This window comes from Variovorax sp. DAIF25 (assembly GCF_050711835.1).
Classification (GTDB): Bacteria; Pseudomonadota; Gammaproteobacteria; order Burkholderiales; family Burkholderiaceae_C; genus Variovorax.
The window spans coordinates 1,373,505-1,398,010 of record NZ_CP136637.1 but is presented as its reverse complement, the minus strand read 5'-3'; the positions used below and the strand labels follow the sequence as shown (position 1 = coordinate 1,398,010).

Sequence of the window (24,506 nt, the reverse complement as noted above, 5' to 3'; positions counted from 1 at the left end):
CGCTTTTACCGGGTCGCGGGCGCGTTCGCCACCGCGGCAACGCCGGGCGCGCGCATGGCCGCCTCGTAGCGCGCATCCGTCAGGGTGCCGAGGAAGGCGCTGATCGCGTCGATCTCCTCGTCGCTGAGCCCTGGCGTGCTGCCCGGGCGGCGGTTCATCGGCGTCGAGTTCACGTTGATGTTCGCGCGATGCGCGGCGGGCACGTCGTCGAAGGTGGCGTGGCCGTGGTACCACTTGGCCGGATCGGTCGAACGCGTGGCGTAGAAGGCCACCGCCTCGCGCAGCGTGGCGAAGGTGCCGTTGTGCATGAAGCTCTGGCGCACCGCGACGTTGCGCAGGCCCGGGGTGCGAAAGTAGCCGCACCACTGGCCGGGATCGGGCCAGCGCAACTGCGAGGCGGTGCGGCAGAGCCCGTTGTCGAAGTGGCGCGCATCGCGGTTCGCGGGCAACGCCAGGTTGCGCGGCACGGCGATCGCGTCGTAGCCGAAGTCGGTGAACAGCGAGCGCTCGGGCCGGCTCGCGGTGTCCGAGAGCGTATGGCAGGACATGCAGTTGCCCTTGTCCGGATTCTTGAACAGCGCCAGGCCGCGCATCTCCTGCGGCGTCAGCGGCGTGCGCTGGCGCAGGTAGTCGTCGAAGCGCGAGCTGAAGGGCGCCATCTCGTCGCTCTGGAGGTAGGCTTGCAGCGCCAGGCCGATGCCCTGGACCATGCGCTGCGGATCGCGCAGCACCTCGGGTCCCAGCGCCTGCGACAACGCCGGCGACAGTTCGGTGGCGCGTACCTTGCGCAGCAGGCTGCGCGGCGAGGCGTTGTTCATCTCGTCGGGATCGAACAGCGGACCGCGGACCTGCTCGGCCAGCGTGTCGGCGCGGCCGTCGGCGAACAGGCCGCCGAACGGCGATGCGTAGGGCGCGTCGTCGTCCTGGTAGAAGTGGCGCCGCGGCACGTAGCGCACGTACAGCAGCGAGGGCGCGGTGCGCGCGCTGAAGCGGCCCGCGCGGCTGCCCTGCGGCGTGCGCGGCCCCGCGAGCGATGGCGCATTCAGCGTCGACGTGAAGGCGCGCAGCGGGTCGTGGCAACCGGCGCACGACAGCCCTTGCGGCTGCGACAGCCGGGTGTCGAAGAAGAGGCGCTTGCCCAGGGCCGCCAGCGCGGGATCGGGCCGAAACACGGCCGCCGTGGGATCGACGCGCGCGGCGAGCTTCGGCGTGGCGCCGATGTGCTCGATCACCTGGCTCGCGGGCCCGCCCGGGCCGATGACCTGCATCGATCCGGGAGCGGCGCCCGCGGCACCCACGATCCATCCGAGGCAGGCCGCGCCCAGGGCGAGCGCGGCGCCCGCGAGCGGGGGGAAGCGCGTCGAGCGCCGCGTCACGGCGTCAGGAAGCCGGTCTTGTCGCAGCTCAGCGCCCGGCCGGTCTGCCCGCAGGTGGCGAGCAGCTTGCCGGCCACGGTGTAGGCCTTGAAGGTCCAGCCCACGTCGGGCGACTTCTTGCGCTCCATCAGCATGAAGCCGAAGGTGTTGTGGTGCGTGATGCGGTCGATCGTCACGCCGGGCGCGGGGGTGGTGCCGGCGGGCAGCGGGTCGGGCAGCGCCACGTCGAGGTTGTCGCCGCCGTTGCCCGTCACCACGGTGGCCGGATGGTCGGTGGCGAAGTTCAGCGCCTGGAAGTCATGCACGTGGCCGTGCAGCGCGATGTGCACGCCGCTCGGGTAGTAGGCCTTCGCATAGAGATTGTTCATCACGGACTGCAGCGCGAGGTTGCCCGGCGCGGGCGTCGCGCCCGCCACCGGCGCGAAGGCCAGGATCGGGTGATGGTTGGTGAAGATGGTGGTGCTCATGCCCGGCTTCGCCGCCAGCGCCGCCACGGCCTGGAACTGCTTCTGGTAGGCGATGAACTGCGGGTCGTCGGTCTTCAGCGCCGCCTTGCCGGCCTTGGCCGAGTCGAACACGATGACCTGCGAGCCGCCGCCCAGCGAGACGGCGTAGGGCTCGGCATAGTTGCCCGTGCTGTCGTTGGCCGGGTCGTTGCACGAGCGCTTGTCGGCGTAGGCGCGCGTGTCGAGGAAGCGGTACCAGCCCTGGCCGCCGCGCGCGCACTCCTCGTGATTGCCGCGCACCAGCACCCAGGGGGCTTTCGCGAGCAGCGGCGCGGCGGGCCTGAAGAAGTCGGCCTGCCAGGTGTCCCAGCCGTAGCCCCAGGGGCTGCCCTTGCAGCCGGCCACGTCGGCCGGGCAGGCGTTCTCGCGGTAGTGGTAGTCGCCGATGTGCAGCACCAGGTCGGGATCGAAGCCGGCGGCGGTGGCGGCCAGTGGCGCGAACGGCCACACGCTGCTGTCGTTGCAGGGCTGATAGGCGTTGTCGGCCTTCTTCAGGCGGCAGCCGGTGTCGGCCAGCACCAGGATGCGCTGCGGCTCGGCCTTGGGCAGCGGCAGCGCGCGGCTGCCGACGGCGACCTGCTTCGCTCCCGCGGGCAGGGTGGCCTCGCAGGTCGACACCGGAAATTCCGAAGGCTTCGAGTCGGCGGGATCGCTGGCCGTGGTGCGCAGCGGCATCGAGCCCGCGCCGATGCGCAGGCTCATGCGGCTGGCCTTGCCGTCGACCGTGATCTGCGGGCAGGTGGCGTTCGCATCGGCCGCCGTGTCGGCGGCGGGCGCGGCGTAGCTGGTGATGACGCGCGCGAAGGCCGCGTTGCCGTCGCCGATCTCGACCCAGGCGGCCTGCAGGTTGGCGTCGGCCGTGGCCGCGTCGGGCGCGGGTGGCGGCGCGGAAGCCGGCGGCGCCGCGGGCGCACCGGCCACCGGAACGAAGCTGCTCGAGGAGCCGCCGCCGTTGCATGCCTGCAGGGCGGCGAATGATGCGAGCGCGGCGAAGGCGGCGAGCCAGCGCAGGCGGCGTGCGTCGAGCCGCGCGCGCGGCGTCGTGGGAGTGGCGTGCATGGGGATCCCTCTGTTGTGGGTTGTTGTCGTGGGTCCCCGGAAGATACGAAGCCAACATGCAAGCCGTGTTACAGCGCCGTGTCACCGGCCCGCGCCAACCCCTTTCACGCCCGCATGCCGTCTACTTCGCGCCCGGATGCAGCCCCAGCACATTCGCTCCGATCGCAGGATCGACGAAGCGCTCGAGCCGCTGCGGGTGCAGGATCACCGTGATCTCGCACGAGCCCGTGCCCACGGTCAGGCCCAGCAGGTGGCCGCCCGCGCCGATGAAGCTGCCGTCGGTCACGATGCCGTGGGCATGGATCGAGGGCTTGCCTTCCTTCCAGGCGATGGAGCCCGTGAGGTTGGCGAGCTCCACGTCCTTGAAGGTCTTCGGGTTGAAGACCTTCTTCGCGAAGTCGTAGAAGCCGAAGGTGGCCTCGCGCATGAAGCCGATGCCCACGATGCTGGCGCTCGGTATCTGCTCGACCACGGCGAGGCGCTCGAGGTGCGCGAGCACGTCGTCGCCGTTGCGCAGCACCATCAGGTAGCCGGTGGGCGTGCGCGTGACCTTGCCGGTCAGGTCCTGCGCGCCGGCCGAGGCGCTGAAGGCGAGCGAGGCACAGGCGGTTGCCAGTGCGAAGAGGGCGGATGCGAGGGTCTTGAACATCGGTCGGTCTCGTTTCTTTTTGAAGATGCAACCAGGTTGCGGATTCGGCTTTCGCCGCGCGGGTGAGGAACGGCCGCACGCCCGCACCGAAAGTGCTGGCGCGCCGCTGTCCGGCACGGGGGGCGCGGGCCGTGGCCCGCGGAAGATCAGGAACTCACGAGGCGTTCGTGCTCTGGGCGACGGCCGCATGCACCTTGGCGCGCAGCCGCGCGACGTCGACGACGAAGCGGCTGTGCGTGCCGCTCGCGACCTCCTTGTCGCCTTCGTGCACCGTGAAGTCGAAGTCCACGCCACGGCCGTCGACCGCGCGCACGCGCGCCTCGATGCGCACCGGCTGGCCCAGCAGCGTGGCGCCCACGTGCTTGAGCGCGATCGCGGTGCCGACCGAGGATTCGCCCGCGCCCACGTGGCCGAGCAGGAAGTCGAGGCAGGTCTGCTCGACGTCGCGCACCAGCTCGGGCGTGGCATAGATGCGCAGGTCCTCGCCGAGGAAGTCGACGGTGCGCGGGCGGTCGATCACGAGTTCGCGGCGGGCGAGGGCGCCTGGGCGCAGTTCTGGGTTCATGGGGGTTGGTCCGAAAGCGTTGAGCGTCAATTGACGTTGTCCCGACTGGCCGTGCGTCGGTGCGAAGGGCAGTCTAGGAATCGCGGCGCGGCGCGGCAAACGAGTTTTTCTCGAAGCATTGCGTAGAAAATATTGAAGGCCTCGCGCCCCCGTCCCGTGCCCGCTCCCGAAGGAATCCGTCCACCATGTCGCGCCCCATTCCCCCGCTCAATCCGCTGCGTGCCTTCGAGGTCGCGGCGCGGCACCTGAGCTTCACGCGCGCGGCCGACGAGCTCTTCGTCACGCCCTCGGCCGTGAGCCACCAGATCAAGACGCTCGAGGAGAACCTCGGCATCGCGCTGTTCGTGCGCGACACCAAGTCGCTCGCGCTCACCGCCGCCGGCAAGGCCTACCTGCCGGGCATCCAGGAAGCCTTCAAGCAGGTGATGTACGCGACGCAGCAGCTGCGCCAGTCGCAAGGCACGCCCTCGCTCAAGATCAACCTGCCGCCGACCTTCGCGGTCAAGTGGCTGATCCCGCGCATGCGCCGCTTCATGCAGGCCTACCCCGACATCGACCTCGAGATCTCGACCTCCAAGCACATGGTCGACTTCACGCGCGAGGACTTCGACATGGCGGTGCGCTACGGCCGCGGCATCTACCCGGGCCTGCACTCCGAGCTGTGCCTGCCGGTCGAGGTGTTCCCGGTCTGCAGCCCCGCGCTGATGCAGGGCGAGCATCCGCTGCGCACGCCGGCCGACCTCAAGCACCACGTGCTGCTGCACGACAACAGCACCTACAGCGACGTGAGCAACCCCGACTGGGGCATGTGGCTCGAGCACGCGGGCGTGAGCGACGTGGACGTGACGCGCGGCCCCTCGTTCTGGCCCAGCCACCTGGTGATCGCCGCCGCGGTCGACGGGCTCGGCGTGGCGCTGGTGAAGAAGAACTGGGTGATGAAGGACCTGGCCGACGGCCTGCTGGTGCGGCCCTTCGACGTCACGCTGCCGGTGGAGTTCTCCTACTTCATGGTCTATCCGCAGGATCGCGCCGCCGATGCACGCATCGCAGCCTTCGTGTCATGGGTGCACGAAGAGCGCGCGAAGGACGAGGCGGTGGCTCAGAGCCTGTAAAGGCGCACGGCGTTGTCGTGCAGCAGCCGCCGGCGTTCCGCCTCGGAGTGCCCGGCGATGGCCGCGAGAAAGCCGCGCAGGATCGTCTCGTAGCTGGCCACCAGGCTGTCGACCGGGAAGTTGCTCGCGAACATGCAGCGCGACGCGCCGAAGATCGCGATCGCATCGCGGATCAGCGGCACGTTGGCGTGCTCGGTCCATGGCAGGCCGCGTTGGCCCAGGCCCGAGATCTTGATCGCTGTGTTGGGCGCATCGGCCAGCCGCTCGAGCGCGCGGCGCCAGCCCGCGAGGCCCTCGGCGCTGCGGTCGGCGGGCAGGCCGCTGTGGTTGAGGATCAGCAGCGTGCGCGGAAAGTCGCGCGCGAGCTGTGTGGCCTGGTCGAGGTTCCACCACGGCGCCTGCAGGTCGAACGAGAGCCCATGCGCCTCGAGCAGCGCATAGCCCGCGCGCCAGCGCGGATCGTCCATCGAGCCCGCCACGCCGCGCGCGGCCTCGGCGGCCGACGCGGCCGTCACCGGCTTGTGGCGAATGCCGCGCACCAGCGCGAACGCGGCCTGCGCCGCGAGCACCTCGACCACGTCGCCGCGATCGAGCGCCGCGTGCGCGACGATCGCCGAGGGCCGGCCCTCGGCGGCCGCGAGGCCGGTGAGCCAGCGGGTCTCGGCCACCGGGTCGGCGCGCTCCCACTCGGCCTCGATGTGCACCGTGCGCGCCGGCGCGAAGCCGCGCGTGTCGCGCGCGAGATCGGCCGGCAGGTAGTTGCGCTTGAGCGCCGAGTAGTCGCCGTAGCGGAAGTTCGGCACCGTCTCGCCCTGCAGCCAGGGATAGGGATGCGCATCGAGGTGCCAGAAGTGCTGGTGCGCGTCGACGAGGGGTTCGCTGAATTCGAAAGCCATCGCGCGATTCTCGGCCGTGCGCCCGGCCTCAGCTCGAGAGGTTGATCTTGCCCGCGAGCGCCTTGAAGAACTCGCTCTCCTTCGCCATCACCGCCTCGAGCGCGGCGTCGTCGGCATAGGTGTCGGTGCTGAAGTGCAGCTTGGCCAGCGCCTCGAGCCAGGCGGGCTCCTTCACGGCCTTCGCGACCGCGCCCTTGAGCACCGCGATCACGTCGTCGGGCGTGCCGCGCGGCGCCGACAGGCCGCGCCAGATGCCGATCGACAGGTCGATGTTGCGTTCCTTGAGTGTCGGGATCTTCTCGAAGCCGTCGGCCACGCGCCGGTCGGCCATCACGGCCAGCGCCTTGAGCTTGCCCGCGGCCACGTAGCTCGACACCTCGGCCGTGCTCACGGTCACCGCGTCGATGTGGCCGCCGAGCAGCGCCAGCACCGCGGGCGCGCCGCCGGCGTAGGGGATGTGGTTGAACTTCGCGCCGGTCTTCTCGGCCAGCGCGGCGGCCGCCATGTGCCAGGTCGAGCCGTGGCCCGCATTGCCCACGCGGATGTTCGCGTCGCCCTTGCGCGCGGCCTCGAGGAACTGCTCGAGCGTGGCGTAGGGCGCATCGGCGCGCACCACCACCGCGGCCGGGTCGGCATTGAGCCGCGCGATCGGGCGCAGGTCCTTGTACGAGAACTTGGCCAGGCCCAGGTGGTTGAGAAAGGTCAGCTCGGTCGACGACAGCACGATGCGGTAGCCGTCGGGTTTCGCGTTGACCACGTCGCCGAGCCCGAGCACGCCGCTGGCGCCGGGCTTGTTGATGACGACCACCGGCTGCGGCAGGTACTTGGCGACCGCCGCGCCGAAGGCCCGGCCCACCACGTCGGCGCCGCCGCCGGCCTGCCAGGGCACGACCAGCTCGATCGGCTTGTGCGGATAGGGGCCGGCCTGCGCCCGTGCGATGCCGGGTGCGAGCAGCAGCGCACCCGAGAGCGCGGGGATGGCGCCGAGCCAGCGGCGGCGCGAGAGATCGATGGTGCTTTCCTGCATGGTCTTGTCTCCGTCTCGTTGTGTTTCTTGCGTGTCTCAGTCCGCCGTCGCGTCGTCCGCGGCATGCGCCGCGCCGAACGCGCCGTTGCTTCGCAGCGCGGCGATGTCCTCGGCCGTCATGCCGATCTCGCCGAGCACCTGCTCGGTGTGCTGGCCCAGCAGCGGCGCCGGATGCCGCACCTGCTGCGGCGTGCCGCCGAGTTTGACCGGAAAGCCCAGGGCGCGTGTCTCGCCCTCCACCGGGTGCTGGATCTTCAGCACCATGTTGCGCGCCACCGCCTGTTCGCTCGCCAGGGCTTCGGCGTAGTCGTAGATCGGCGCGGCCGGCACGCCCGCGGCCAGCAGCGCGTCGACCCATTCGGTGGCGGTGCGGCGCGCGAACTCGCGCTCGAGCTCCTCGATCAGTACCACGCGGTTGCGGATGCGCAGCACGTTGTCGATGAAGCGCGCGTCGCGCACCAGGTCCTCGCGCCCGATCACGCCGCACAGCGCGGTCCAGAGCTTGGGGTTGGCCGCGCCGATGACGAAGGGGCGGTCGGAGGCGCGCACCGCCTGGTAGGGCGCGCTCATGCGGTTGGCGCTGCCGATCGGCGTGGGCAGCTGGCCCGTGCCCCAATACTCGGCCGACTCCCACACCGACAGGCCCAGCGCGGTCTCGAACAGCGAGGCGTCGACGAACTGGCCCTCGCCCGTGAGGCCGCGGCCGATCACTGCGCTGAGGATGCCGTAGGCCGCGAACAGGCCCGCGCCCAGGTCGGCCAGCGGTATCGCCGACTTCACCGGCGGCTCGCCCGGATGGCCCATCACGCTCATCACGCCGGTCATGGCCTGCGCGATCAGGTCCAGGCCCGGGCGCTTGGCCCAGGGGCCGGTCTGGCCGAAGCCCGAGATGCTCGCGTACACCAGGCGCGGGTTGAGTTGGCGCAGGGTCTCGTAGTCGATCTTCAGCCGCGCGGCCACGCCGGGGCGGTTGTTCTCGACCAGCACGTCGGCGTCCTTCACGAGCGCGTAGAAGGCCTCGAGGCCGGCCGGGTTCTTGAGGTCGATCTCGATGCTGCGCTTGTTGCGGTTGAGCGCGAGGAAGCCGCCGCTGTCGGCGCCCTTGAGCCTGAAGCCCATCGAGCGGCGGGTCTGGTCGCCGATGCCGGGCGTCTCGACCTTGATGACGTCCGCGCCCATGTCGCCGAGCAGCATGCAGCAGAAGGGGCCGGCCATGATCTGGCTGACGTCGAGGACCTTGATGCGGGAAAGGGGAAGGGTCACGCGGGGACTCCGGATCTGGAAAGAGGGTGGCGGGCTCAGCGGCCCGTGAAGACCGGCTTGCTCTTGGCCAGGAAGGCCTGGAAGCCGATGCGGAAGTCCTCGGTGTCGAAGCAGGCGTAGGCCTCGGCGTTCTCCTCGGCCGACAGCGGCGCGGGCTGCGCCAGCCGGCGCACGAACTTCTTGTGCCAACGCGCCACCAGCGGCGCGCCGTTGGCGATGCGCCGCGCGGTCGCGTAGCCCTGTTCGAGCACCGCGGCGTCGTCGACCACGCGGTTCACCAGGCGCTTCTCGAAGGCCTCCTTGGCATCGAACACGCGGCCCTCGAGCACGATCTCGAGCGCGGTCGCGCCGCCGACCAGGTCGACCAGCCCGCCGAGCTCGCCGTACGACATCACCAGGCCGAGCTTGTTGACCGGCACGCCGAAGCGGCTCGAGCTGCCGCAGATGCGCATGTCGCAGACGGTGGCGATCTCGAGCCCGCCGCCCACGCAGGCGCCCTCGATCACCGCGAGCGTGGGGTGCTTGCTGGTGGCGATCGCATGCATCGCGCGGTGCGTGACCTCGGCATAGGCGGCGGCCTGCGCCGCGTTGGCGCGGCTGCGCTGGAACTCCTCGATGTCGGCGCCGGCCGAGAAGGCCTTGCCGCCAGCGCCGCGCAGCACCACGCAGCGCAGTTCGTCGTCGGCCGAGAGCTCGGCGAAGGCATCGGCCAGGCCCTGCCACATGACCTGGTCCATGGCGTTCATCTTGTCGGGCTTGTTGAGGGTCACGGTCGCGATGCGGTCGTCGCGCTCGACCAGGATGAGCGAGGTCATGTCGGCTTGTCTCTTTCGTAGGGGGCGGGTTGCGAACGGGCCGAAGTCTAGGGAGCGGGCCGCGCGCGGCCAAACGAAAAAAACTGGGGCGGTCTTCAAGAAAAACTCGCGCCCGGCAGGGCCCGCGGCTTGTGAATTTTTCTCGCCCGGACTTCAAGTAAATCCACGTTGCCGCCCCCGGCACCCGTTCCTAGACTCGCGGCCCACGACGACCGGTGCCGCTTCGAGCGAGACACCGGCACCCGGACCACCGCCGAGACAAGGAACCCGCGCATGGCGCTCATCAACTACATCACCCAGATCCAGATCGATTTCGGCGCCGTGCAACTGCTGGCGCAGGAGTGCGACCGCCTCGGCATCCGCCGCCCGCTGGTCGTGACCGACGCCGGCGTGCGCGCCGCGGGCGTGCTCGAGCGCGTGACCGCGCAGCTCGGCGCGGGCCGCGAGTTCGTCGTGTTCGACGGCACGCCCTCCAACCCCACCGAGCGCGCGATGCGCGCGGCCGTGGCGCTCTATGCCGAGCACCGCTGCGACGGCATCGTCGCGGTCGGCGGCGGCTCGCCGATCGACCTCGCCAAGGGCGTGGCCGTGTGCGCCACGCACGAGGGGCCGCTGAAGTCCTTCGCGGCCATCGAGGGCGGCGTGGCGCGCATCACCGCGGCCACCGCGCCGGTGATCGCCTTGCCCACCACGGCCGGAACCGGCAGCGAGGTCGGCCGCGGCGCGGTGCTGATCCTCGACGACGGCCGCAAGGTCGGCGTGCTCTCGCCGCACCTGGTGCCGCGCGTCGCGCTGTGCGATCCCGAACTCACGCTGGGCCTGCCGCCGATGCTGACCGCCGCCACCGGCATGGACGCCATCGCGCACTGCATGGAGACCTTCATGGCGCCGGCCTTCAATCCGCCGGCCGACGGCATCGCGCTCGACGGCCTGCGCCGCGCCTGGCGCCACATCGAGCGCGCCACCGCCACGCCCGGCGACCGCGAGGCGCGCCTGAACATGATGAGCGCCTCGATGCAGGGCGCGCTGGCGTTCCAGAAGGGACTGGGCTGCGTGCACAGCCTCAGCCATTCGCTCGGCGGCATCGCGCCGCGCCTGCACCACGGCACGCTCAACGCGATCCTGCTGCCGGCCGTGATCCGCTTCAACGCGCAGGCCGAGTCGATGCGCAAGGACGAGCGCCTCGCGCGCATGGCGCAGGCCATGGGGCTGGGCGGCGACGACGAGGTGGCACCGGCCGTCGCGGCCATGAGCGCGCGCCTCGGCCTGCCCACCGGCCTGGCCGCGCTCGACGTCTCGCCCGACCTGTTCCCGCGGGTGATCGAGGGCGCGCTCAAGGACCACTGCCACAAGACCAATCCGCGCGAAGCCAGCGTGGCCGACTACCAGGCCCTGCTGGCCGAGTCGATGTAAGCCTCGAAAAGAACACCAGGAGACAACGCCATGCAACGTCGCCGCTTCATCGCATCGACACTGGCCGCCAGCGCGGCCCTGCCTTTCGCCACCGTGCGCGCGCAGACCGCGCCGCTGCCCACCACGCCCGTGCGCATCGTCGTCGGCTTTCCGCCCGGCGGCGGCACCGACGTGATGGCGCGCGTGATGGCGCAGAAGCTCGCCACCCTCTGGGGCGTGCCCGTCACGGTCGAGAACAAGGCCGGCGCGGGCGGCGTGATCGCCGCCGAGTACGTCGCCAAGCAACCGAACAACGGCACCACGCTCTTGATGACCAACATCAGCAACCATGCGATCGCGCCCGCGCTCTATCCCACGCTGGGCTACGTGGTGGAGCGCGACTTCACGCCGCTGGTGCTGGTCGGCGTCACGCCGAACCTGCTGATCTGCAACCCCTCGAAGCCCGCGCGCACGGTCAAGGACCTGGTGGCGCTGTGCCGCGACAAGCCGGGCACCGTGACCTTCGGCTCCTCGGGCGCGGGCGCCTCGCAGCACCTGGCGATCGAGCTCTTCAAGCTGCGCGCGGGCGTCGATGCGCTGCACGTGCCCTACCGCGGCTCGGGCCCGATGCTCACCGACCTGATCGGCGGCCAGATCGACTACAGCTTCGAGACCATGACCTCGGCCACGCCGCACGTGGCCAGCGGCAAGCTGGTGGCGATCGCGCAGACGCGGCCGCGGCGCTCGAAGGCGCATCCCGAGGTGCCCACCGTGGCCGAGCTCGGCTACCCGGGCTTCGATGCCAGCACCTGGTACGGCCTGGTCGGGCCGGCGCAGATGAACGCCGCGATGGTGCCGCGCATGAACGAGGACTTCAACCGCGTGCTCGCCCTGCCCGACGTGGCGGAGAAGCTCGCGAGCTACGGCGCCGAGGACGGCGGCGGCAGCGCCGCGAAGTTCGCCGAGTTCATCGGCACCGAGAAGGACAAGTGGGCCAAGGTGGTCAAGGAAGCCAAGGTCGCGGTCTGAGCGGCGGCCCCGGAAGGCGCGCGCCTTCCCCGAATTTCAACGACAGGAGACGACAACCATGCACAGGAATTTCAGGTCCCTGGCCGGCGCGCTGCTGGCCGCGCTGCTCGGCCTCGGCGCCGGCGGCGCCGCCGCGCAGGCGCCGGTCAAGCTGCGCTTCAGCCACACCGTGCCCGAGAGCGATTCGCAGCACAAGGCCGCGCTCGAGTTCGCGAAGCGCGTGAAGGAGCGCACCGGCGGCGCGGTGGAGATCCAGGTCTTCGCCAACAGCCAGCTCGGCAACGACGTGACGCTGGTGACCGGCGTGCGCAGCGGCACCATCGACATCGGCGCCACCGGCAACCCCTTCGTGACCGGCCTCGCGCCCAAGCTCAATGCGCTCGACCTGCCCTACCAGTTCGCCGATGCGCAGCAGGCCTACCGCACGCTCGATGGCCCGGTCGGCCGCTCGCTGCTCGACGAACTCGGCACGCACCAGATCAAGGGCCTGGCCTTCTGGGAGATCGGCTTTCGCAGCCTGGGCAACAACAAGCGGCCGATCAACGGCGCGGCCGACATCAAGGGCCTGAAGATCCGCACCACGCCCAATCCCTCGCATCTCAAGGCCTTCCAGCTGCTGGGCGCGAACCCGCAGCCGATGCCCTTCGCCGAGGTGTTCGGCGCGCTCGAGTCGGGCGCGGTCGACGGGCAGGAGAACCCGCCCACGCTGATGCTGTCGTCGAAGATGTACGAGGTGCAGAAGTACCTCTCGCTCACGCGCCATGCCTACACGCCGCTGGTGGTGATCATGAACAAGGCGCGCTTCGATGCGCTCAAGCCCGAGTTCCAGAAGGCGATGCTCGAGGAGGCCGCGGCGGCCGCGAACTTCCAGCGCAAGCTCAACAACGACGGCGAGAAGGACGCGATCGCCCAGCTGCGCGCCAAGGGCATGCAGATCAACGAGACGCCCGACGTCGCGAGCATCCGCCAGGTGGTGCGCGAGGAGACGCGCAGGATGTACGTCGAGAAGAACGGCGACGCGGTGCTCAAGGCGATGGACGCGCAGCCGTGAGCGCCGTGCTTCCCGCCGCCATCGTCGACGCGCACCACCACCTGTGGCACCTGGGCGAGGGGCACTTCCCCTGGCTGCAGGACGGCTACGACGCCGAGGCCTTCTTCCTCGGCGACTACGCGGTGCTGCGGCGCGACTTCGGCGTGGCCGACTACCGCGCCGCCACCGAGGGCCTGCCGGTGGTGGCCACGGTGCATGTGGAGGCCGAGCGCTCGCGCGCCGAGTCGCTGGCCGAGACGCGCTGGCTGCATGCCGTCCATGCGAAACACGGCTTTCCGAATGCCGTGGTGGCCAATGTCGAATTCCTCGCGAGCGATGCCGAAGCGCAGATGCGCGCTCAGGCCGAATGGCCGCTGGTGCGCGGCGTGCGCTGCAAGCCGCGCATCTCGCGCAGCCCCGACCACAGCGTGCGCGGCGAGCCCGGCACCCTGCAGGACGAACGCTGGTGCGCGGGCCTGGGCCTCTTGCGCGACAACGGCCTGCTGTGGGACGTGCGCGTGCCCTACTGGCACCTGGAGGAAGCGGCCGAGGCCGTCGCGCGCTTTCCGGGGCTGCGCGTGGCGATCGAGCATGCGGGCCTGCCCTGGGACCGCAGCGAGGCCGGCCTCGCGCACTGGCGGCGCGGCATGCGGGCGCTCGCGGCACTGCCCGAGGTGATGGTCAAACTCTCGGAGTTCGGCCTGCCCGATGCGCCCTGGAGCGCCGACAGCAACGTGCGCGTGGTGCGCGAGACGGTCGAGATCTTCGGCGCCGAGCGCTGCATGTTCGCGAGCAACCTGCCGGTGTCGGGCCTGCGCGCGCCCATGGCCGAGGTGGTGCGTGCGGTGGCCGAGGGGCTGGACGGCCTCGACGACGCGGCGCGCGACGCGGTCTGGCGCGGCAACGCCCTGCGCTTCTACCGCATCGACCCGGCCGGCCCGGGGCGCTGAAGCGGCCGGGTGCAAGAACCAACTACAACAGGAGACTTCCCATGCTTTCCCGCCTCTTCGAGCGCGGCGCCAACGTGTTGATGATCGCGATGATGGCCGTGATGGTCGCGCTCGTGTTCGGCAACGTCGTGCTGCGCTACGCCTTCAACTCCGGCATCGTGTTCTCGGAGGAAGCCTCGCGCTTCGTCTTCATGTGGCTCACGCTGGTCGGCGCGCTGCTGGTGATGAAGGACAACGCGCACCTGGGCATGTCGACCGTCGTCGCGCGGCTCGGCGAGCGCGGACAGCGCTTGTGCCGCGGCGTGGCCGATCTCGGCGCGCTGGCCTGCTGCCTGCTGCTCGCGCACGGCAGCTGGAAGCTGGTGGTGATCGGCATGGACGACCGCGCACCGGTCACCGGCGTGCCGATCGGCCTGGTCTATGCCTGCCTGCTGGTCAGCAGCGTGGGCATGGCGCTGATGCTGGTCGGCTCGCTGTGGCGCCTCTTCACGGGCCGCATGGCGCGCGAGGAACTGGTCAACGACACCGGCAGCGCGGGCGAGTGAGCGCGAACTAAAAGAACACGGGACATCCATGACCATCTTCGTCTTCATCTCCTCGCTGCTCGGGGCCATGGCCTTCGGCATGCCCATCGCCTTCGCGCTGCTCGTCTGCGGCGTCGCGCTGATGGTGCACCTGGGCAACTTCGACACCCAGATCCTCGCGCAGAACATGCTCGAGGGCGTCAACAACTATCCGCTGATGGCAGTGCCCTTCTTCATGCTCGCGGGCGAGCTGATGAACGCGGGTGGCCTGTCGGCGCGCATCGTCAAGGTGGCCGACGCGCTGGTCGGCCATGTGCGCGGCGGCCTGGGCTACGTGGCGATCATCGCGGCCACCGTGGTCGCGAGCATCTCGGGCTCGGCCGTGGCCGACACCGCCGCGGTCGCGGCGCTCTTGATCCCGATGATGCGCAAGGCCGGCTACGACGTGCCGCGCGCGGCCGGCCTGATCGCCGCCGGCGGCATCATCGCGCCGGTGATCCCGCCCTCGATCGCCATCGTGGTGTTCGGCGTGGTGGCGCAGATCTCGATCACCAAGCTGTTCCTCGCCGGCCTGTTCCCCGGGATCATGATGGCGCTCACGCTCACCGCCACCTGGTGGCTGTGCGCGAAGAAGGAGAAGAACGTCGCGGTGCGCAGCTTCAGCGCCGGCGGCCTGGGCCGGGCACTGCTCGACGGCGTGTGGGCGCTGGTGCTGCCGCTTGTGATCATCGGCGGCATGAAGTTCGGCGTGTTCACGCCCACCGAGGCTGCCGTGGTGGCGGTGGTCTATGCCTTCGTGGTGGGCCGCTTCGTCTACCGCGAGCTCGAGATGCCGCGCCTGCCCGAGCTGGTGCTCAGCGCCGCCAAGACCTCGAGCACCGTGCTGTTCCTCGTGGCCTCGGCGCTGGTGTCGGCCTGGCTCATCACCATCGCCAACATCCCGGCCCAAGTGGGCGAGCTGCTCGAGCCCTTCGTCGACAACAAGATCCTGCTGATGTTCGTGATCATGGTGCTGGTGATCATCGTGGGCACCGCGCTCGACCTGATGCCCACCGTGCTGATCATGACGCCGATCCTGATGCCCGTGATCCACAAGGCCGGCATCGACCCCGTCTACTTCGGCGTGATGTTCATCATGAACAACGCCATCGGCCTGCTCACGCCGCCGGTGGGCACCGTGCTCAACGTGGTGGCCGGCACCTCGCGCGTGAGCCTCGACCAGGTGATCCAGGGCGTGTGGCCTTTCCTGCTGTCGCTCACCGCGCTGATGTTCCTGTTCGTGCTCTTCCCCCAGCTCATCACCGTGCCGGCGAGCTGGCTGCGCTGACAAGGTGTGAGCGATAGGCCGTAGCTCAGGGCTTGGCCAGCGGCGCGACACCTGCGCCCGTGGCGCGCAGCAGCGCGGCCGTTTCGATCTCGAGCGTGGAGTCGTTGCGGCCGGTGCCGCAGTAGAGCGTGGCCAGGCGCGCCGCCGCCTCGTCGACGATCACGCGCGCGCCGCCCACCGGCAGCGGTGCCACGCCGCCCGGCACCATTTGCAGGTCGGCGGCGAGCTCCTCGTCGGCCGCGAGCCGCAGGTCGGCGCGGCGCACGCCGAAGGCATCGGCGATGCGCTTGTAGTCGGCGCGGTCCTGGCCGCGCAGCGCGGCCAGCAGGTAGCGGCCGTCGGGCAGGCGGAACGCGAGGCACTTGACCATCGCGCCGGCGTCGAAGGGCAGCAGCGTGCGCGCGTCCTCGAAGGAGACGACGGGGGCGTGGGCGTGCAGGCGGTAGGGCAGGCCGGCCTGTTGCAGGAAGGCCAGCGCGGCCGGGCTCAGCGAGGGGGCGTGGGGAGCTTGCATCAGCGCATGCTACCTCCGTGCTGGCTAAAGGCCTCATCGCGACATCCACATGAATGTTTTTGCCATGCGGATGCGACCTTTCGCAATCGCTAGACGCGAAACCGCCCCGTAGCATCCGCGGACTTTTCGCAACTGCCTTGCAAGTGGAAGGCGCCGGTTGCGACGAGGTCCAAGGTCGCATCCACAACTTCAACGGAGACAAAGATCCATGCGGGGATTCAAGAAACGACGCGTCGTGCCATTGCTGGCTGTCATGCTTCTTCTTCAAGCGTGCGGCGGCGGTGGAGGGGGTGGTGGCGCCATCCAGATCGATCCGTCGGCGCTCGCCACGACGCAGCCGCCACCATCGCCGCCTTCGGCGGGCACGGCATGCGCGGCACTCCGGGGTGCCAAGGTGGACAGTGCCGCGATCGGACTGCCGACCCAGGGCGCAACGGTCACCGAAGCGGCCCTCGTGCCGAGCGCGGGGCAGACGGGCGAGCATTGCATGCTCAAGGGCCGCATCGCTTCCGTCTCCGACGGGGCGCAGGACATCATGTTCGCCCTCGTGCTCCCCACGAACTGGAACGGCAACGCGATGCACTTCGGTGGCGGCGGATTCGACGGCGTGGTCCCGGATCTCGTGACCACGCCGCTGACATCGGGCGCGAGTCCGCTGCAGCGCGGATACGCCATCTTCGCCGACGACTCGGGGCATCAGGCACCGCCGACCGATCCCTTCTACACCGCCTTCGCATCGAACGGCGAGATGCTCCGGAACTACGCCGGCGACGCCTTGAAGAAGACGCGCGACGTGGCGATGAAGCTGATCGGCCTGCGCTACGGGAAGGCACCGGCCAGGACCTATTTCATGGGCGGCTCGAAGGGCGGTCACGAAGGCATGCAGGTGATGCAGAAATGGCCTTCCGACTACGACGGCGTGGTCACGTACTTTCCGGCCTATGCCTACATGCCGCATATGATGACCATCCAGGTCGGCACGCGTGCGTTGTGGGGCAATGGCGGCGTCGGCTTCCTCGGTCCGAAGAAACTGCAGACCTTGCGCGCGGCCGAACTCACGGCCTGCGATGCGCTCGATGGCGCCGTCGACGGCATTGTCGGCAACGTCGCCGCATGCACGTTCAAGCCGCAGAACCTGCGCTGCAAGGGCGGGGCGGATACGGGAGACGACTGCCTGTCCGATGCCCAGATCAGGACCGTCGACACGCTGCAATCGCGCACCGCGTTCTCCTACGCGTTCAAGAACGGCGCGACCAGCAATCCCGGCTTCCTGCCGTCCACGGACTACGCCTCGGTGCTGGGCGCGACCGCGACCTTTCCGGTTCCGCCGAATCCGCTGGTGCTGGGCAGCCTGGGGGCGTTGCCCGACGCCTTCATCCGCAATGCGGTGTTGATGGATCCTCTGGGTCTGTCGATCGGCCTCGATGGCGCGTCACCGGGAAGCTACCTGCCACGCATTCAGGAACTGTCCGGGGTCATGGACGCGACGAGCACCGACATCGAGCCCTTCGTCGCGCGCGGCGGCAAGTGGCTGCTGGTGCACGGCACCTCCGATCCGCTGATCCCCTTCCAGGGATCGGTCGACTACTACAACGCGCTGCTGCTGAAGCTGGGCCGGCCCCAGGTCGACGCGTTCCTGCGCTTCTACCAGGTGCCGGGATACGGCCATGGCACCGGGCACTTCAATGCGACCGGCGGCGTGCCGGTGCTGGACGCACTGGAGGCCTGGGTCGAGCGCGACAAGGCGCCGGGAGAGCTCATGGCGACCGATGCGAACCCCGCGACGGCCGGTCGCACCCGGCCGCTTTGCATCTACCCGAGCTGGCCGAAGTACAACGGGTCCGGCGAACTGAACGCCGCATCCAGCTATCGCTGCGCGACGAGCTAGCCGGTGCTCCTAGCGCGGCTGCGAGGACATCTCCCACACGTCCGGCGTGGTCGCGACGAGGCCCTTGAGGTCCGTCCATTGCGGCGCCTGCGGCAGCGCGGTGCGGCCCTGCACGGCGGCCGTCGCGAACGCGACCATCCGGCCGCGCACGCGATCGAGTTCCTGCCGGGGCCAGGTCTCCATCGAGTGCGGGCCGCGCGAGACGACGATGTCCTTGAGCCCGCGCACGCGGTCGTAGGCCGCGACCGTGCCCTCGAGGCTTTCCGCGCGGTCCCACAGGCCCTTGGCGAAGAACACGGCAGGCCACTTCGGCATGTTCGCGAGCACCGCCGAGTTGGGATAGAAGGCGACGTAGTTGTCGGCCGCCATGCCGCCGAGGAAGAGGTTGCGGTCCGCGAGGTCCGGCGCCTCGGGCAGGTAGCCCGCGCCGCTCACGAACGAGGCGTAGAGGATCGCGCCCTTGATGTTGGCGTAGCCCTTGGGCGCGCTGCACTGCACCGTCGGCATGTCGTAGCTGCAGCCGCCGGCGTAGTTCTTGGTCATGGCCCAGCCGGTGGTCATCGAGCCGCGCGAGTAGCCGAGCAGCAGCAGCGGAATCTCGCGCGACTTCATGCCGGCCATCAGCTTGCCGGCCGCCGGCGCGCCCTCGAGCTCCTGGCCCGAGGCCATCAGCACGCGCAGGCCGCGCCCGCTGTCCATCTGCGCGAGCACGCGGAAGATGTCCTCGCTCTGCTCGAGCGTGTTGGTGTCGCTGAAGCCGCCGGACAGGCCTTCGCCACGCCGGTCGTAGGCCAGCACGTCGAAGCCCGCGCGGTTCAGCGCATGCAGGTGGTCGCGCCAGAAGCGCATGCCGGGGCCTTCGGTGGTCGCGTTGGGGAAGCGCACCGAAGTCGCGCGGCGCGTGGCGGGATCGACGCGCACCGACACCTCGTCGGGATGGTCGATGGCCGTGAGCTGGCCGCCGCCGCCCGGGCTCATGATCACCAGCGCGCGCGTGCGGCCGCCGCGTCCGTCGTCGACGCCCGCGCCTTCCACGTACCAGCCGCGCAGCTTGATGTCGCCCTGCATGTTCAGCTTGAGGCGCTCGAGCGGATCGCGCGGCACGGTGAATTCCACCACGTGGGTGCGGTCGTTCGCCTCGGCCACCGCTTCGTTGTAGGGCGCCTTCGCGAAGAAGCCCGGCTTGCGGATGTCGCGCAGGTTCACCTGCCCGTCGGAATCGATCTTGCCGACCGGATCGACCATGCCGGTGACGCGCGTCGCGCGCTCCTTGTTCGGCGGCAGCCAGCGCTGCATCTGGTCGTTGATGCGCTTGAAGCAGGCCGCATCGCTCTTGCACGCGGCCCAGCGTTCCTTGAGCTTGGCGTCGGTGAACTCCTGCACGTGGAAGTCGCCCGCGTAGCCGGCGGGCGCGTGGGCGGCGGTGAGCAGCAGGGGCACGCAGCGCGAGGTGCCGTCGGCCTGCCGCAGGGTGTAGCCGGGCAGCTCGGCGTTGCGGTCGGTGCCGACCCAGGCCTTGCAGTCGGTGGGCGGCACGACGCGTGCGACGGGCGTGGAAGCGGTGGGGGCGGTAGTGCAGGCGGCCAGGGCGATGCACGCGGCGATGGCGGCGGCGGCCGGCCGGAAAGTCGGGAAGGGCATGTGTCTCCTGTGCGCGGGTGTCTCCCGCGGTCGATGCCCCATGTTCGCGGACGGCGCTGTCAGTCGGCTGTCCGTGGGCTGCGGGTATTCCCGCCTTGCATCAGCGCGGGTCCGCGCCCGGCACGCACAGGCGCGGTGTCCAGTCCTCGACCTGCCGCGAGGCCGCGCGGCGCCGGAAGGTGGCGCGCCAGCGTTCGGCGAGCGCGGGCAGCTCGGCCGCGCGTTCCCACTCGGGCGCGAAGCGCTCGTCGCGTGCGAACAGCAGGGCGATGAGGCGCGACAGCGGCCACTCGGGATGCGGCCGCTCGACCAGCGCGATCGCTGCGCCGCGCTGCACCGCGCCGGGCTGCAGCACGCGGTAGTACCAGCCGGTGCGGCCGCTGTCCTGCATCTCGCGCGCCATGCCCGGTTCGCCGAAGCGCACGTCGAGCTTCCAGCAGGGCTGCCGGCCCTGCGACACCTGCACCAGCGCCTCGCCGAGCCGCAGCACGTCGCCGATGCAGACGCTGGCTTCGTCCCAGCCCACGGTCGAGAGGTTCTCGCCGAAGGCGCCGGGCGCGGCCAGCAGGTCATGGCGGCGGCTCCATGCGGACCATGCGGCGTAGTGCTCGCGCGGATAGTGGTGCACCGCCTTCTCGGGGCCGCCATGGATGCGCAGGTCGGCCTGCGCGTCGCCTGCGAGTCCGGTGGCCGAGAGCCACAGCGCATCGTCGCTCGGCGACTTGACGATGCCGCTTTGTGTGCGGCCATCGGGCAGCGGCGCGACGGGGCCCACGAGCAATGCGTCGATGCGCACCGGCGCCAGCGTCATTCGAGCTGGCCCAGCCAGGCGCGCAGCATCGCCGAGGCGCTTGCTTGCGGCGCGTTGCCCTGCGCGGCGCTTTGCGCGCGCAGCGCCGGAATGTCGATGCCAGCCTGTGCGAGTTCGCACGCATGGCCGATGAGCCAGGGTTCGATGCGCGCGGGATCGGCCTCGGGATGGAACTGCAACGCGAGTGCGTTGCGGCCATGGCTGAAGGCCTGGTGCGGCGTGAGCGGCGTGCTCGCGAGCAGCTCGGCCCCCTCGGGCAGCTCGAAGGTATCGCCATGCCAGTGCAGCACCGGCACGTTGGCCAGCGGCGCGAGGCACGATGCCTGGCCGGCCGTGCTCAGCGCGACCGGCGCCCAGCCGATCTCCTTGCTCCCCGAGAAGTACACGCGCGCGCCGAGCGCGCTGGCCATCAGCTGCGCGCCGAGGCACAGGCCCAGCGTGGGCCGGCGCAACGCGAGCCGCGCGCGCAGGCCCGCGATCTCGTCGTGCAGGAAGGGATAGAGGCCGGTGTCGTAGGCAGCGATCGGGCCGCCGAGCACGACGACCAGGTCGGCCTCGCGCCATTCCGCGGGCTCGAGCGGCGAGACGCCGGCCTGCCGGTAGTCGATGGTCCAGCCGGCCTCCCGCAGGACCGGCGCGAACAGGCCGAGGTCCTCGAAGGCCAGGTGCTGCAGCGCGATGCATCGCATGGCGAGGGACTCCTTGTCAAAGGACGATGGAGCTCAGGCCGCGCGCAGGCAGTCCGCGTTGCGCGGGTCCTTGAGCGAACGGCGTGCGTAGTACTCGAAGGCCACCGTGTTGCGGCGCGGCCGCACGATCCAGTCGTGCGCTTCCTTCGCGAGCCGGTGGTCGATCGGCCGGATGGTGCCGGCCGCGGCGGCCAGCAGGTGCATCCTGGCGGCGCGCTCGAAGGCGATCGACAGCACGCAGGCTTCCTCGATGCTGGTGGCCGCCACCAGCAGGCCATGGTGCGACAGCAGCAGCGCGCGCTTCTGGCCGAGCGCGGCCGAGATGAACTCGCCCTCCTCGTTGCCCACCGGCACGCCGGGCCATTCGCCGACGAAGGCCACGTCGTCGTAGAGCACGCAGTTGTCCATGTGGCTGATCTTCAGCGGCTCCTCGAGCATGCCGAGCGCCGAGGCATGCAGCGCATGGGTGTGGATGATGCAGTTGACGTCGGGCCGCGCGCGGTACACCCACGAGTGGAAGCGGTTCGCCGGGTTGGGCATGCCCGCGCCGTCGAGCACGTGGAGGTCCTCGTCGACCGTCAGCAGGTTGTCCTCGGCGATCTCGTCGAAGCCCAGGCCCAGGCGCTGCGTGAGGTATTCGCCGGGCTTGCCGGTGCGTGCGGTGATCTGGCCTGCGAGGCCCGAGTCGTGCCCGTTGTCGAACAGGATGCGGCAGGTCAGCGCGAGCTTCTGCCGCGGCGTGTAGGGGCTCTCGGCGAAGTGCTGGTCCATCTGGACGATGGATTGGGCGACGAGTTCTTCCTTCGCGAGTTCGAAGGTGTCTTGCAGTGCCATGGGGATCTCCTTAAGGGGTTTCGCTGGTCGAGAAGGTCTTCTCGGGGTGCGCGGGAAAAAGTGCCTGGTAGCCGTCGAGGTCCTCGATGCGCGCGAGCCAGGCGCGGATCGCCGCGAAGCCCTGCAGCTCGATGCCGCCCATGGGCGCGAGTCGCGTGTAAGGGTACAGCGCCACGTCGGCGATGCTCGGGTGCGTGTCGGTGGCGACCCAGCCGTCGGGGCCCTGCCGTTCGAGCCGCGCTTCGAGCAGCGCGAGCGCGGCCAGGGCCTCGTGCCGGTAGGCGCGGAATTCGGGGCTCGCGGGATCGCGGTCGCGGTGCAGCGCCAGGTGCAGGCGCAGCTTCGCGAGCGGCTTCATGTGGCGCTCCTGCTCGAAGGACAGCCAGGTCAGCACGCGCGCCTGCGCGAGCGGCTCGGCGGGCCACCACGGCGAGCCCTGCGCGAGGAAGTGGAGGATCGCCATCGATTCGGCGATGCAGTGGCCGTCGTCGAGCTCGAGCACCGGCACCTGCGCGAGCGGCGCGATCGCGAGGAAGTCGGGCCGGCGCAGGTCGCCGCGGTCGATCGAGCGCGTGTGCCGCTCGAGCGGCACGCCGAGCAGGCCGGCCATCAGCCGCACCTTCCAGGCATTGCCCGAGCGCAGGGTGTCGTGGAGCTTCATGGCCATCAGTCGACCTTGGTGCCCGCGGCGCGCACCACGCGCGTCCACTTCTCGGTCTCGGCGCGCAGGTGCTTGCCGTAGGCGGCGGCGCCCGTGGGCAGCGGCTCGATGCCGAGCTCGGCCAGGCGCGCCACCAGGGCAGGGCGCTTGAGCGCGCGCGCCAGTGCCTCGTCGACCAGCGCGACCTGCGCCGGCGGCGTGCCGGGCGGTGCCAGCAGCGCGTTCCACGAACCGATCTGGAATTCGCCCAGGCCCTGTTCCTTGCTGGTGGGCAGGTCGGGCACGGCGGGGTTGCGGTGGTCGGCGGCGATCGCGAGCATGCGCAGCTTGCCGGCCTTGGCCTGCGGCTGGATCACGGGGATCGCGTCGATCACGATCTGGACCTGGCCGCCGAGCGCGGCGTTCACCGCCTCGGCGCCGCTCTTGAACGGCACGTGGAGGATGTCGCTGTGCGTCGCGAGCTTGAACAGTTCGAGACCGAGGTGCGGCGAGCTGCCGTTGCCGGCCGAGCCGAAGTTCAGCGTGCCGGGATTCTTCTTCGCATGGGCCGCCAGCGCGGGCAGGTCCTTCACGCCATCGAGGCCCGCGACCGCGAGCACATAGGGCGAGTTGCTCACCAGCGAAACGGGCGTGAGCGCCGCCGGGTCGTAGCCGAGCCGCGCATAGATCATCTTGTTGACCACTTGCGTGCCGACCGTGCCGAGCAGCAGCGTGTAGCCGTCGGGCTGCGCCTGCGCCACGGCCTGCGCGGCGATCGAGCCGCCCGCGCCGGGACGGTTGTCGATCACCACCTGCTGCTTGAGTTCCTCGCCGAGCGCCTGGCCGATGAGCCGGCCGGCCATGTCGGTGATGCCGCCGGCGCCGAACGGGATCACGAGCCGGACCGGCTTGGCGGGGTAGGGCTGGGCCTGGGCCGCCGCGCCGACGCAGGCCAGCGTCAGGGCGAGGACAGGGGCGATCCAGCGGCGGAACGGCGAACGTGCGGACATACCATACTCCTGTGCGGCGCGGGATCGGCCGCGTTGCGTGTGCGATCGGGTTCGAGAAACAAATCCATTTTAGGACACAAGTGTCCTAAAGAAAAGTCATGTCCATCAAGTTGAAGTTGTTGCGGGTCCAGTCGGGGCTCACGCTGGAGGGGTTGGCGCAGGCCACCGGGTTGACCAAGAGCTACGTGTCCAAGCTCGAGCGCGGCGTGTCCACGCCCTCCGTGGGCGCGGCGCTCAAGCTGTCGAAGGCGCTGGGCGTGCAGGTCGAGGAGCTGTTCGCCGAGTCGTCCGAGGAGGACCCGGTGGTCATCCATCGCCAGCAGCCGGCGGCCGCGGGCGGCGCGGCGCGGCTGGTGTCGGGCTCGCTGCCGGGACATCGCATGGTGGCCTTCGTGCTGCACCCCACCGACGAGCCGGTGCGCAACCATCCGATGAGCCACCACGAGGGCGAGGAGATCCTCCATGTGCTCAAGGGCCGCATCACGCTGCAGCTCGCGAGCCGCACCGAAACCCTGTCGGCCGGCGACACCGCGCATTTCAACGCGGGCATCCCGCACAAGATCACGTCGGTGGGGAAGACGCCGGCCTCGGTGCTGCTGGTGATCGCGCAGGCGGAATGAGCATTCGGCCAAAGCTTCTCCTGTCGTTCGCCGCGCTGCTGCTCGCCGGTTGCGCGAACACGCCGCCGCACGCGTATTCGGTCTGCGCGACGCAGCCGGGGACCGAAGCCTGCCAGGTCGAGCGTTACGACCACGTCGACTGAACGCCGGGGTCGCACACCTGCTGGCTATCCCCCGGTTGGATGAGGCGTGCGATGCGCGCAACGCCGCGACGAAATACCGCCGGCATGTGATCGATCCGTCATCGGGACGCTTCTTCCCACCCCTAAGATTCGTCCCGCAGGCACACGCGGGACGAGGAGGGCCGTGCACTGCGCCCATCGCGGCGTACTTGGCCGA

Annotated in this window: 25 protein-coding genes; 10 read left to right on the top strand and 15 right to left on the bottom strand. The window is 70.3% G+C overall.

Annotation, left to right across the window (positions count from 1 at the left end; translation table 11 throughout):
- Nucleotides 1-5: 5 nt before the first annotated feature.
- The 4 genes from R0232_RS40680 to R0232_RS40665 form a co-directional block, all read right to left on the bottom strand.
- Nucleotides 6-1,376, bottom strand: coding sequence for a cytochrome-c peroxidase (locus tag R0232_RS40680; RefSeq protein ID WP_431513088.1), 1,371 nt, complete (start codon nt 1,374-1,376; stop codon nt 6-8).
- Nucleotides 1,373-2,941 carry a metallophosphoesterase family protein gene (locus R0232_RS40675; RefSeq protein ID WP_431513087.1) on the bottom strand — a complete coding sequence of 523 codons (1,569 nt, stop codon included), beginning with the start codon at nt 2,939-2,941 and terminating at the stop codon, nt 1,373-1,375. The genes R0232_RS40680 and R0232_RS40675 overlap by 4 nt, the downstream gene beginning before the upstream one ends.
- Nucleotides 2,942-3,062: 121 nt before the next feature.
- A complete protein-coding gene (locus R0232_RS40670) occupies nt 3,063-3,590 on the bottom strand; it encodes a PPC domain-containing DNA-binding protein (RefSeq protein ID WP_093352756.1) in 528 nt (175 codons plus the stop codon).
- A gap of 154 nt (nt 3,591-3,744) precedes the next feature.
- Nucleotides 3,745-4,155, bottom strand: a complete 411-nt coding sequence (locus R0232_RS40665) for a thioesterase family protein (protein WP_431513086.1) — start codon at nt 4,153-4,155, stop codon at nt 3,745-3,747.
- A gap of 185 nt (nt 4,156-4,340) precedes the next feature.
- Here R0232_RS40665 and R0232_RS40660 point away from each other — a divergent pair, with 185 nt between their 5' ends.
- Nucleotides 4,341-5,267 (top strand): transcriptional regulator GcvA, encoded by a 927-nt coding sequence (locus R0232_RS40660; protein WP_431513085.1) that lies wholly within the window; start codon nt 4,341-4,343, stop codon nt 5,265-5,267.
- On the opposite strand, the gene R0232_RS40655 is transcribed toward R0232_RS40660, so the two are convergent.
- From R0232_RS40655 to R0232_RS40640, 4 genes are read right to left on the bottom strand one after another with little or no spacing between them, the layout of a single operon-like run.
- A complete protein-coding gene (locus R0232_RS40655; RefSeq protein ID WP_431513084.1) occupies nt 5,255-6,163 on the bottom strand; it encodes an amidohydrolase family protein in 909 nt (302 codons plus the stop codon). The two genes, R0232_RS40660 and R0232_RS40655, sit on opposite strands and share 13 nt — an antisense overlap.
- Nucleotides 6,164-6,191: 28 nt before the next feature.
- Nucleotides 6,192-7,190: a Bug family tripartite tricarboxylate transporter substrate binding protein gene (locus tag R0232_RS40650; RefSeq protein ID WP_431513083.1), complete on the bottom strand. Its 999-nt coding sequence runs from the start codon at nt 7,188-7,190 to the stop codon at nt 6,192-6,194.
- A gap of 36 nt (nt 7,191-7,226) precedes the next feature.
- Complete coding sequence (locus R0232_RS40645) at nt 7,227-8,453, bottom strand: CaiB/BaiF CoA transferase family protein (protein WP_431513082.1); 1,227 nt, start codon at nt 8,451-8,453, stop codon at nt 7,227-7,229.
- Between the two features lie 35 nt (nt 8,454-8,488).
- Nucleotides 8,489-9,268 carry an enoyl-CoA hydratase/isomerase family protein gene (locus tag R0232_RS40640; protein ID WP_093352737.1) on the bottom strand — a complete coding sequence of 260 codons (780 nt, stop codon included), beginning with the start codon at nt 9,266-9,268 and terminating at the stop codon, nt 8,489-8,491.
- Between the two features lie 273 nt (nt 9,269-9,541).
- On the opposite strand from R0232_RS40640, the gene R0232_RS40635 reads away from it, so the two are divergent.
- From R0232_RS40635 to R0232_RS40610, 6 genes are read left to right on the top strand one after another with little or no spacing between them, the layout of a single operon-like run.
- A complete protein-coding gene (locus tag R0232_RS40635) occupies nt 9,542-10,681 on the top strand; it encodes an iron-containing alcohol dehydrogenase (RefSeq protein WP_431513081.1) in 1,140 nt (379 codons plus the stop codon).
- A 30-nt stretch (nt 10,682-10,711) separates the two neighbouring features.
- Nucleotides 10,712-11,689: a Bug family tripartite tricarboxylate transporter substrate binding protein gene (locus R0232_RS40630; protein ID WP_431513080.1), complete on the top strand. Its 978-nt coding sequence runs from the start codon at nt 10,712-10,714 to the stop codon at nt 11,687-11,689.
- Between the two features lie 58 nt (nt 11,690-11,747).
- Complete coding sequence (locus R0232_RS40625; RefSeq protein ID WP_093352731.1) at nt 11,748-12,740, top strand: TRAP transporter substrate-binding protein; 993 nt, start codon at nt 11,748-11,750, stop codon at nt 12,738-12,740.
- On the top strand, nt 12,737-13,669 hold the full coding sequence (locus tag R0232_RS40620; protein ID WP_431513079.1) for an amidohydrolase family protein: 933 nt from the start codon (nt 12,737-12,739) through the stop codon (nt 13,667-13,669). Before R0232_RS40625 ends, R0232_RS40620 begins: the two co-directional genes overlap by 4 nt.
- Before the next feature lie 41 nt (nt 13,670-13,710).
- Complete coding sequence (locus R0232_RS40615) at nt 13,711-14,214, top strand: TRAP transporter small permease (RefSeq protein ID WP_296793107.1); 504 nt, start codon at nt 13,711-13,713, stop codon at nt 14,212-14,214.
- 28 nt (nt 14,215-14,242) lie between these two features.
- Nucleotides 14,243-15,520, top strand: a complete 1,278-nt coding sequence (locus tag R0232_RS40610; protein WP_208508857.1) for a TRAP transporter large permease subunit — start codon at nt 14,243-14,245, stop codon at nt 15,518-15,520.
- A 25-nt stretch (nt 15,521-15,545) separates the two neighbouring features.
- On the opposite strand, the gene R0232_RS40605 is transcribed toward R0232_RS40610, so the two are convergent.
- Nucleotides 15,546-16,034, bottom strand: a complete 489-nt coding sequence (locus tag R0232_RS40605; RefSeq protein WP_431513078.1) for a YbaK/EbsC family protein — start codon at nt 16,032-16,034, stop codon at nt 15,546-15,548.
- A gap of 208 nt (nt 16,035-16,242) precedes the next feature.
- On the opposite strand from R0232_RS40605, the gene R0232_RS40600 reads away from it, so the two are divergent.
- On the top strand, nt 16,243-17,922 hold the full coding sequence (locus R0232_RS40600; RefSeq protein ID WP_431513077.1) for a tannase/feruloyl esterase family alpha/beta hydrolase: 1,680 nt from the start codon (nt 16,243-16,245) through the stop codon (nt 17,920-17,922).
- Between the two features lie 9 nt (nt 17,923-17,931).
- On the opposite strand, the gene R0232_RS40595 is transcribed toward R0232_RS40600, so the two are convergent.
- From R0232_RS40595 to R0232_RS40570, 6 genes are all read right to left on the bottom strand, one after another.
- A complete protein-coding gene (locus R0232_RS40595) occupies nt 17,932-19,563 on the bottom strand; it encodes a hypothetical protein (RefSeq protein ID WP_431513076.1) in 1,632 nt (543 codons plus the stop codon).
- A 100-nt stretch (nt 19,564-19,663) separates the two neighbouring features.
- Nucleotides 19,664-20,374, bottom strand: coding sequence for an MOSC domain-containing protein (locus R0232_RS40590; protein ID WP_431513075.1), 711 nt, complete (start codon nt 20,372-20,374; stop codon nt 19,664-19,666).
- Entirely contained in the window at nt 20,371-21,063 is a 693-nt protein-coding gene (locus R0232_RS40585; protein ID WP_431513074.1) for a glutamine amidotransferase, read from the bottom strand. Before R0232_RS40585 ends, R0232_RS40590 begins: the two co-directional genes overlap by 4 nt.
- A gap of 33 nt (nt 21,064-21,096) precedes the next feature.
- A complete protein-coding gene (locus R0232_RS40580) occupies nt 21,097-21,891 on the bottom strand; it encodes an aldolase (RefSeq protein ID WP_177239576.1) in 795 nt (264 codons plus the stop codon).
- A 16-nt stretch (nt 21,892-21,907) separates the two neighbouring features.
- Complete coding sequence (locus tag R0232_RS40575; protein WP_177239567.1) at nt 21,908-22,558, bottom strand: glutathione S-transferase family protein; 651 nt, start codon at nt 22,556-22,558, stop codon at nt 21,908-21,910.
- Nucleotides 22,559-22,563: 5 nt separating this feature from the next.
- Nucleotides 22,564-23,547, bottom strand: a complete 984-nt coding sequence (locus tag R0232_RS40570) for a Bug family tripartite tricarboxylate transporter substrate binding protein (RefSeq protein ID WP_431513073.1) — start codon at nt 23,545-23,547, stop codon at nt 22,564-22,566.
- Between the two features lie 98 nt (nt 23,548-23,645).
- Between R0232_RS40570 and R0232_RS40565 the strand changes: the two genes are divergently transcribed.
- Both R0232_RS40565 and R0232_RS40560 read left to right on the top strand, forming a co-directional pair.
- Nucleotides 23,646-24,167 carry a helix-turn-helix domain-containing protein gene (locus tag R0232_RS40565; protein WP_261206434.1) on the top strand — a complete coding sequence of 174 codons (522 nt, stop codon included), beginning with the start codon at nt 23,646-23,648 and terminating at the stop codon, nt 24,165-24,167.
- Complete coding sequence (locus R0232_RS40560; protein ID WP_208508865.1) at nt 24,164-24,310, top strand: hypothetical protein; 147 nt, start codon at nt 24,164-24,166, stop codon at nt 24,308-24,310. Before R0232_RS40565 ends, R0232_RS40560 begins: the two co-directional genes overlap by 4 nt.
- The last annotated feature ends 196 nt before the right edge of the window (nt 24,311-24,506 follow it).

Excerpts from the sequence above, each read along its gene's own strand:
- R0232_RS40675 (WP_431513087.1), bottom strand. The coding sequence starts at position 2,941 with ATGCACGCCACTCCCACGACGCCGCGCGCGCGGCTCGACGCACGCCGC.
- R0232_RS40670 (WP_093352756.1), bottom strand. The coding sequence starts at position 3,590 with ATGTTCAAGACCCTCGCATCCGCCCTCTTCGCACTGGCAACCGCCTGT.
- R0232_RS40665 (WP_431513086.1), bottom strand. The coding sequence starts at position 4,155 with ATGAACCCAGAACTGCGCCCAGGCGCCCTCGCCCGCCGCGAACTCGTG.
- R0232_RS40660 (WP_431513085.1), top strand. The coding sequence starts at position 4,341 with ATGTCGCGCCCCATTCCCCCGCTCAATCCGCTGCGTGCCTTCGAGGTC.
- R0232_RS40655 (WP_431513084.1), bottom strand. The coding sequence starts at position 6,163 with ATGGCTTTCGAATTCAGCGAACCCCTCGTCGACGCGCACCAGCACTTC.
- R0232_RS40650 (WP_431513083.1), bottom strand. The coding sequence starts at position 7,190 with ATGCAGGAAAGCACCATCGATCTCTCGCGCCGCCGCTGGCTCGGCGCC.
- R0232_RS40640 (WP_093352737.1), bottom strand. The coding sequence starts at position 9,268 with ATGACCTCGCTCATCCTGGTCGAGCGCGACGACCGCATCGCGACCGTG.
- R0232_RS40635 (WP_431513081.1), top strand. The coding sequence starts at position 9,542 with ATGGCGCTCATCAACTACATCACCCAGATCCAGATCGATTTCGGCGCC.
- R0232_RS40630 (WP_431513080.1), top strand. The coding sequence starts at position 10,712 with ATGCAACGTCGCCGCTTCATCGCATCGACACTGGCCGCCAGCGCGGCC.
- R0232_RS40625 (WP_093352731.1), top strand. The coding sequence starts at position 11,748 with ATGCACAGGAATTTCAGGTCCCTGGCCGGCGCGCTGCTGGCCGCGCTG.
- R0232_RS40615 (WP_296793107.1), top strand. The coding sequence starts at position 13,711 with ATGCTTTCCCGCCTCTTCGAGCGCGGCGCCAACGTGTTGATGATCGCG.
- R0232_RS40610 (WP_208508857.1), top strand. The coding sequence starts at position 14,243 with ATGACCATCTTCGTCTTCATCTCCTCGCTGCTCGGGGCCATGGCCTTC.
- R0232_RS40605 (WP_431513078.1), bottom strand. The coding sequence starts at position 16,034 with ATGCAAGCTCCCCACGCCCCCTCGCTGAGCCCGGCCGCGCTGGCCTTC.
- R0232_RS40600 (WP_431513077.1), top strand. The coding sequence starts at position 16,243 with ATGCGGGGATTCAAGAAACGACGCGTCGTGCCATTGCTGGCTGTCATG.
- R0232_RS40595 (WP_431513076.1), bottom strand. The coding sequence starts at position 19,563 with ATGCCCTTCCCGACTTTCCGGCCGGCCGCCGCCGCCATCGCCGCGTGC.
- R0232_RS40590 (WP_431513075.1), bottom strand. The coding sequence starts at position 20,374 with ATGACGCTGGCGCCGGTGCGCATCGACGCATTGCTCGTGGGCCCCGTC.
- R0232_RS40585 (WP_431513074.1), bottom strand. The coding sequence starts at position 21,063 with ATGCGATGCATCGCGCTGCAGCACCTGGCCTTCGAGGACCTCGGCCTG.
- R0232_RS40575 (WP_177239567.1), bottom strand. The coding sequence starts at position 22,558 with ATGAAGCTCCACGACACCCTGCGCTCGGGCAATGCCTGGAAGGTGCGG.
- R0232_RS40570 (WP_431513073.1), bottom strand. The coding sequence starts at position 23,547 with ATGTCCGCACGTTCGCCGTTCCGCCGCTGGATCGCCCCTGTCCTCGCC.
- R0232_RS40565 (WP_261206434.1), top strand. The coding sequence starts at position 23,646 with ATGTCCATCAAGTTGAAGTTGTTGCGGGTCCAGTCGGGGCTCACGCTG.
- R0232_RS40560 (WP_208508865.1), top strand. The coding sequence starts at position 24,164 with ATGAGCATTCGGCCAAAGCTTCTCCTGTCGTTCGCCGCGCTGCTGCTC.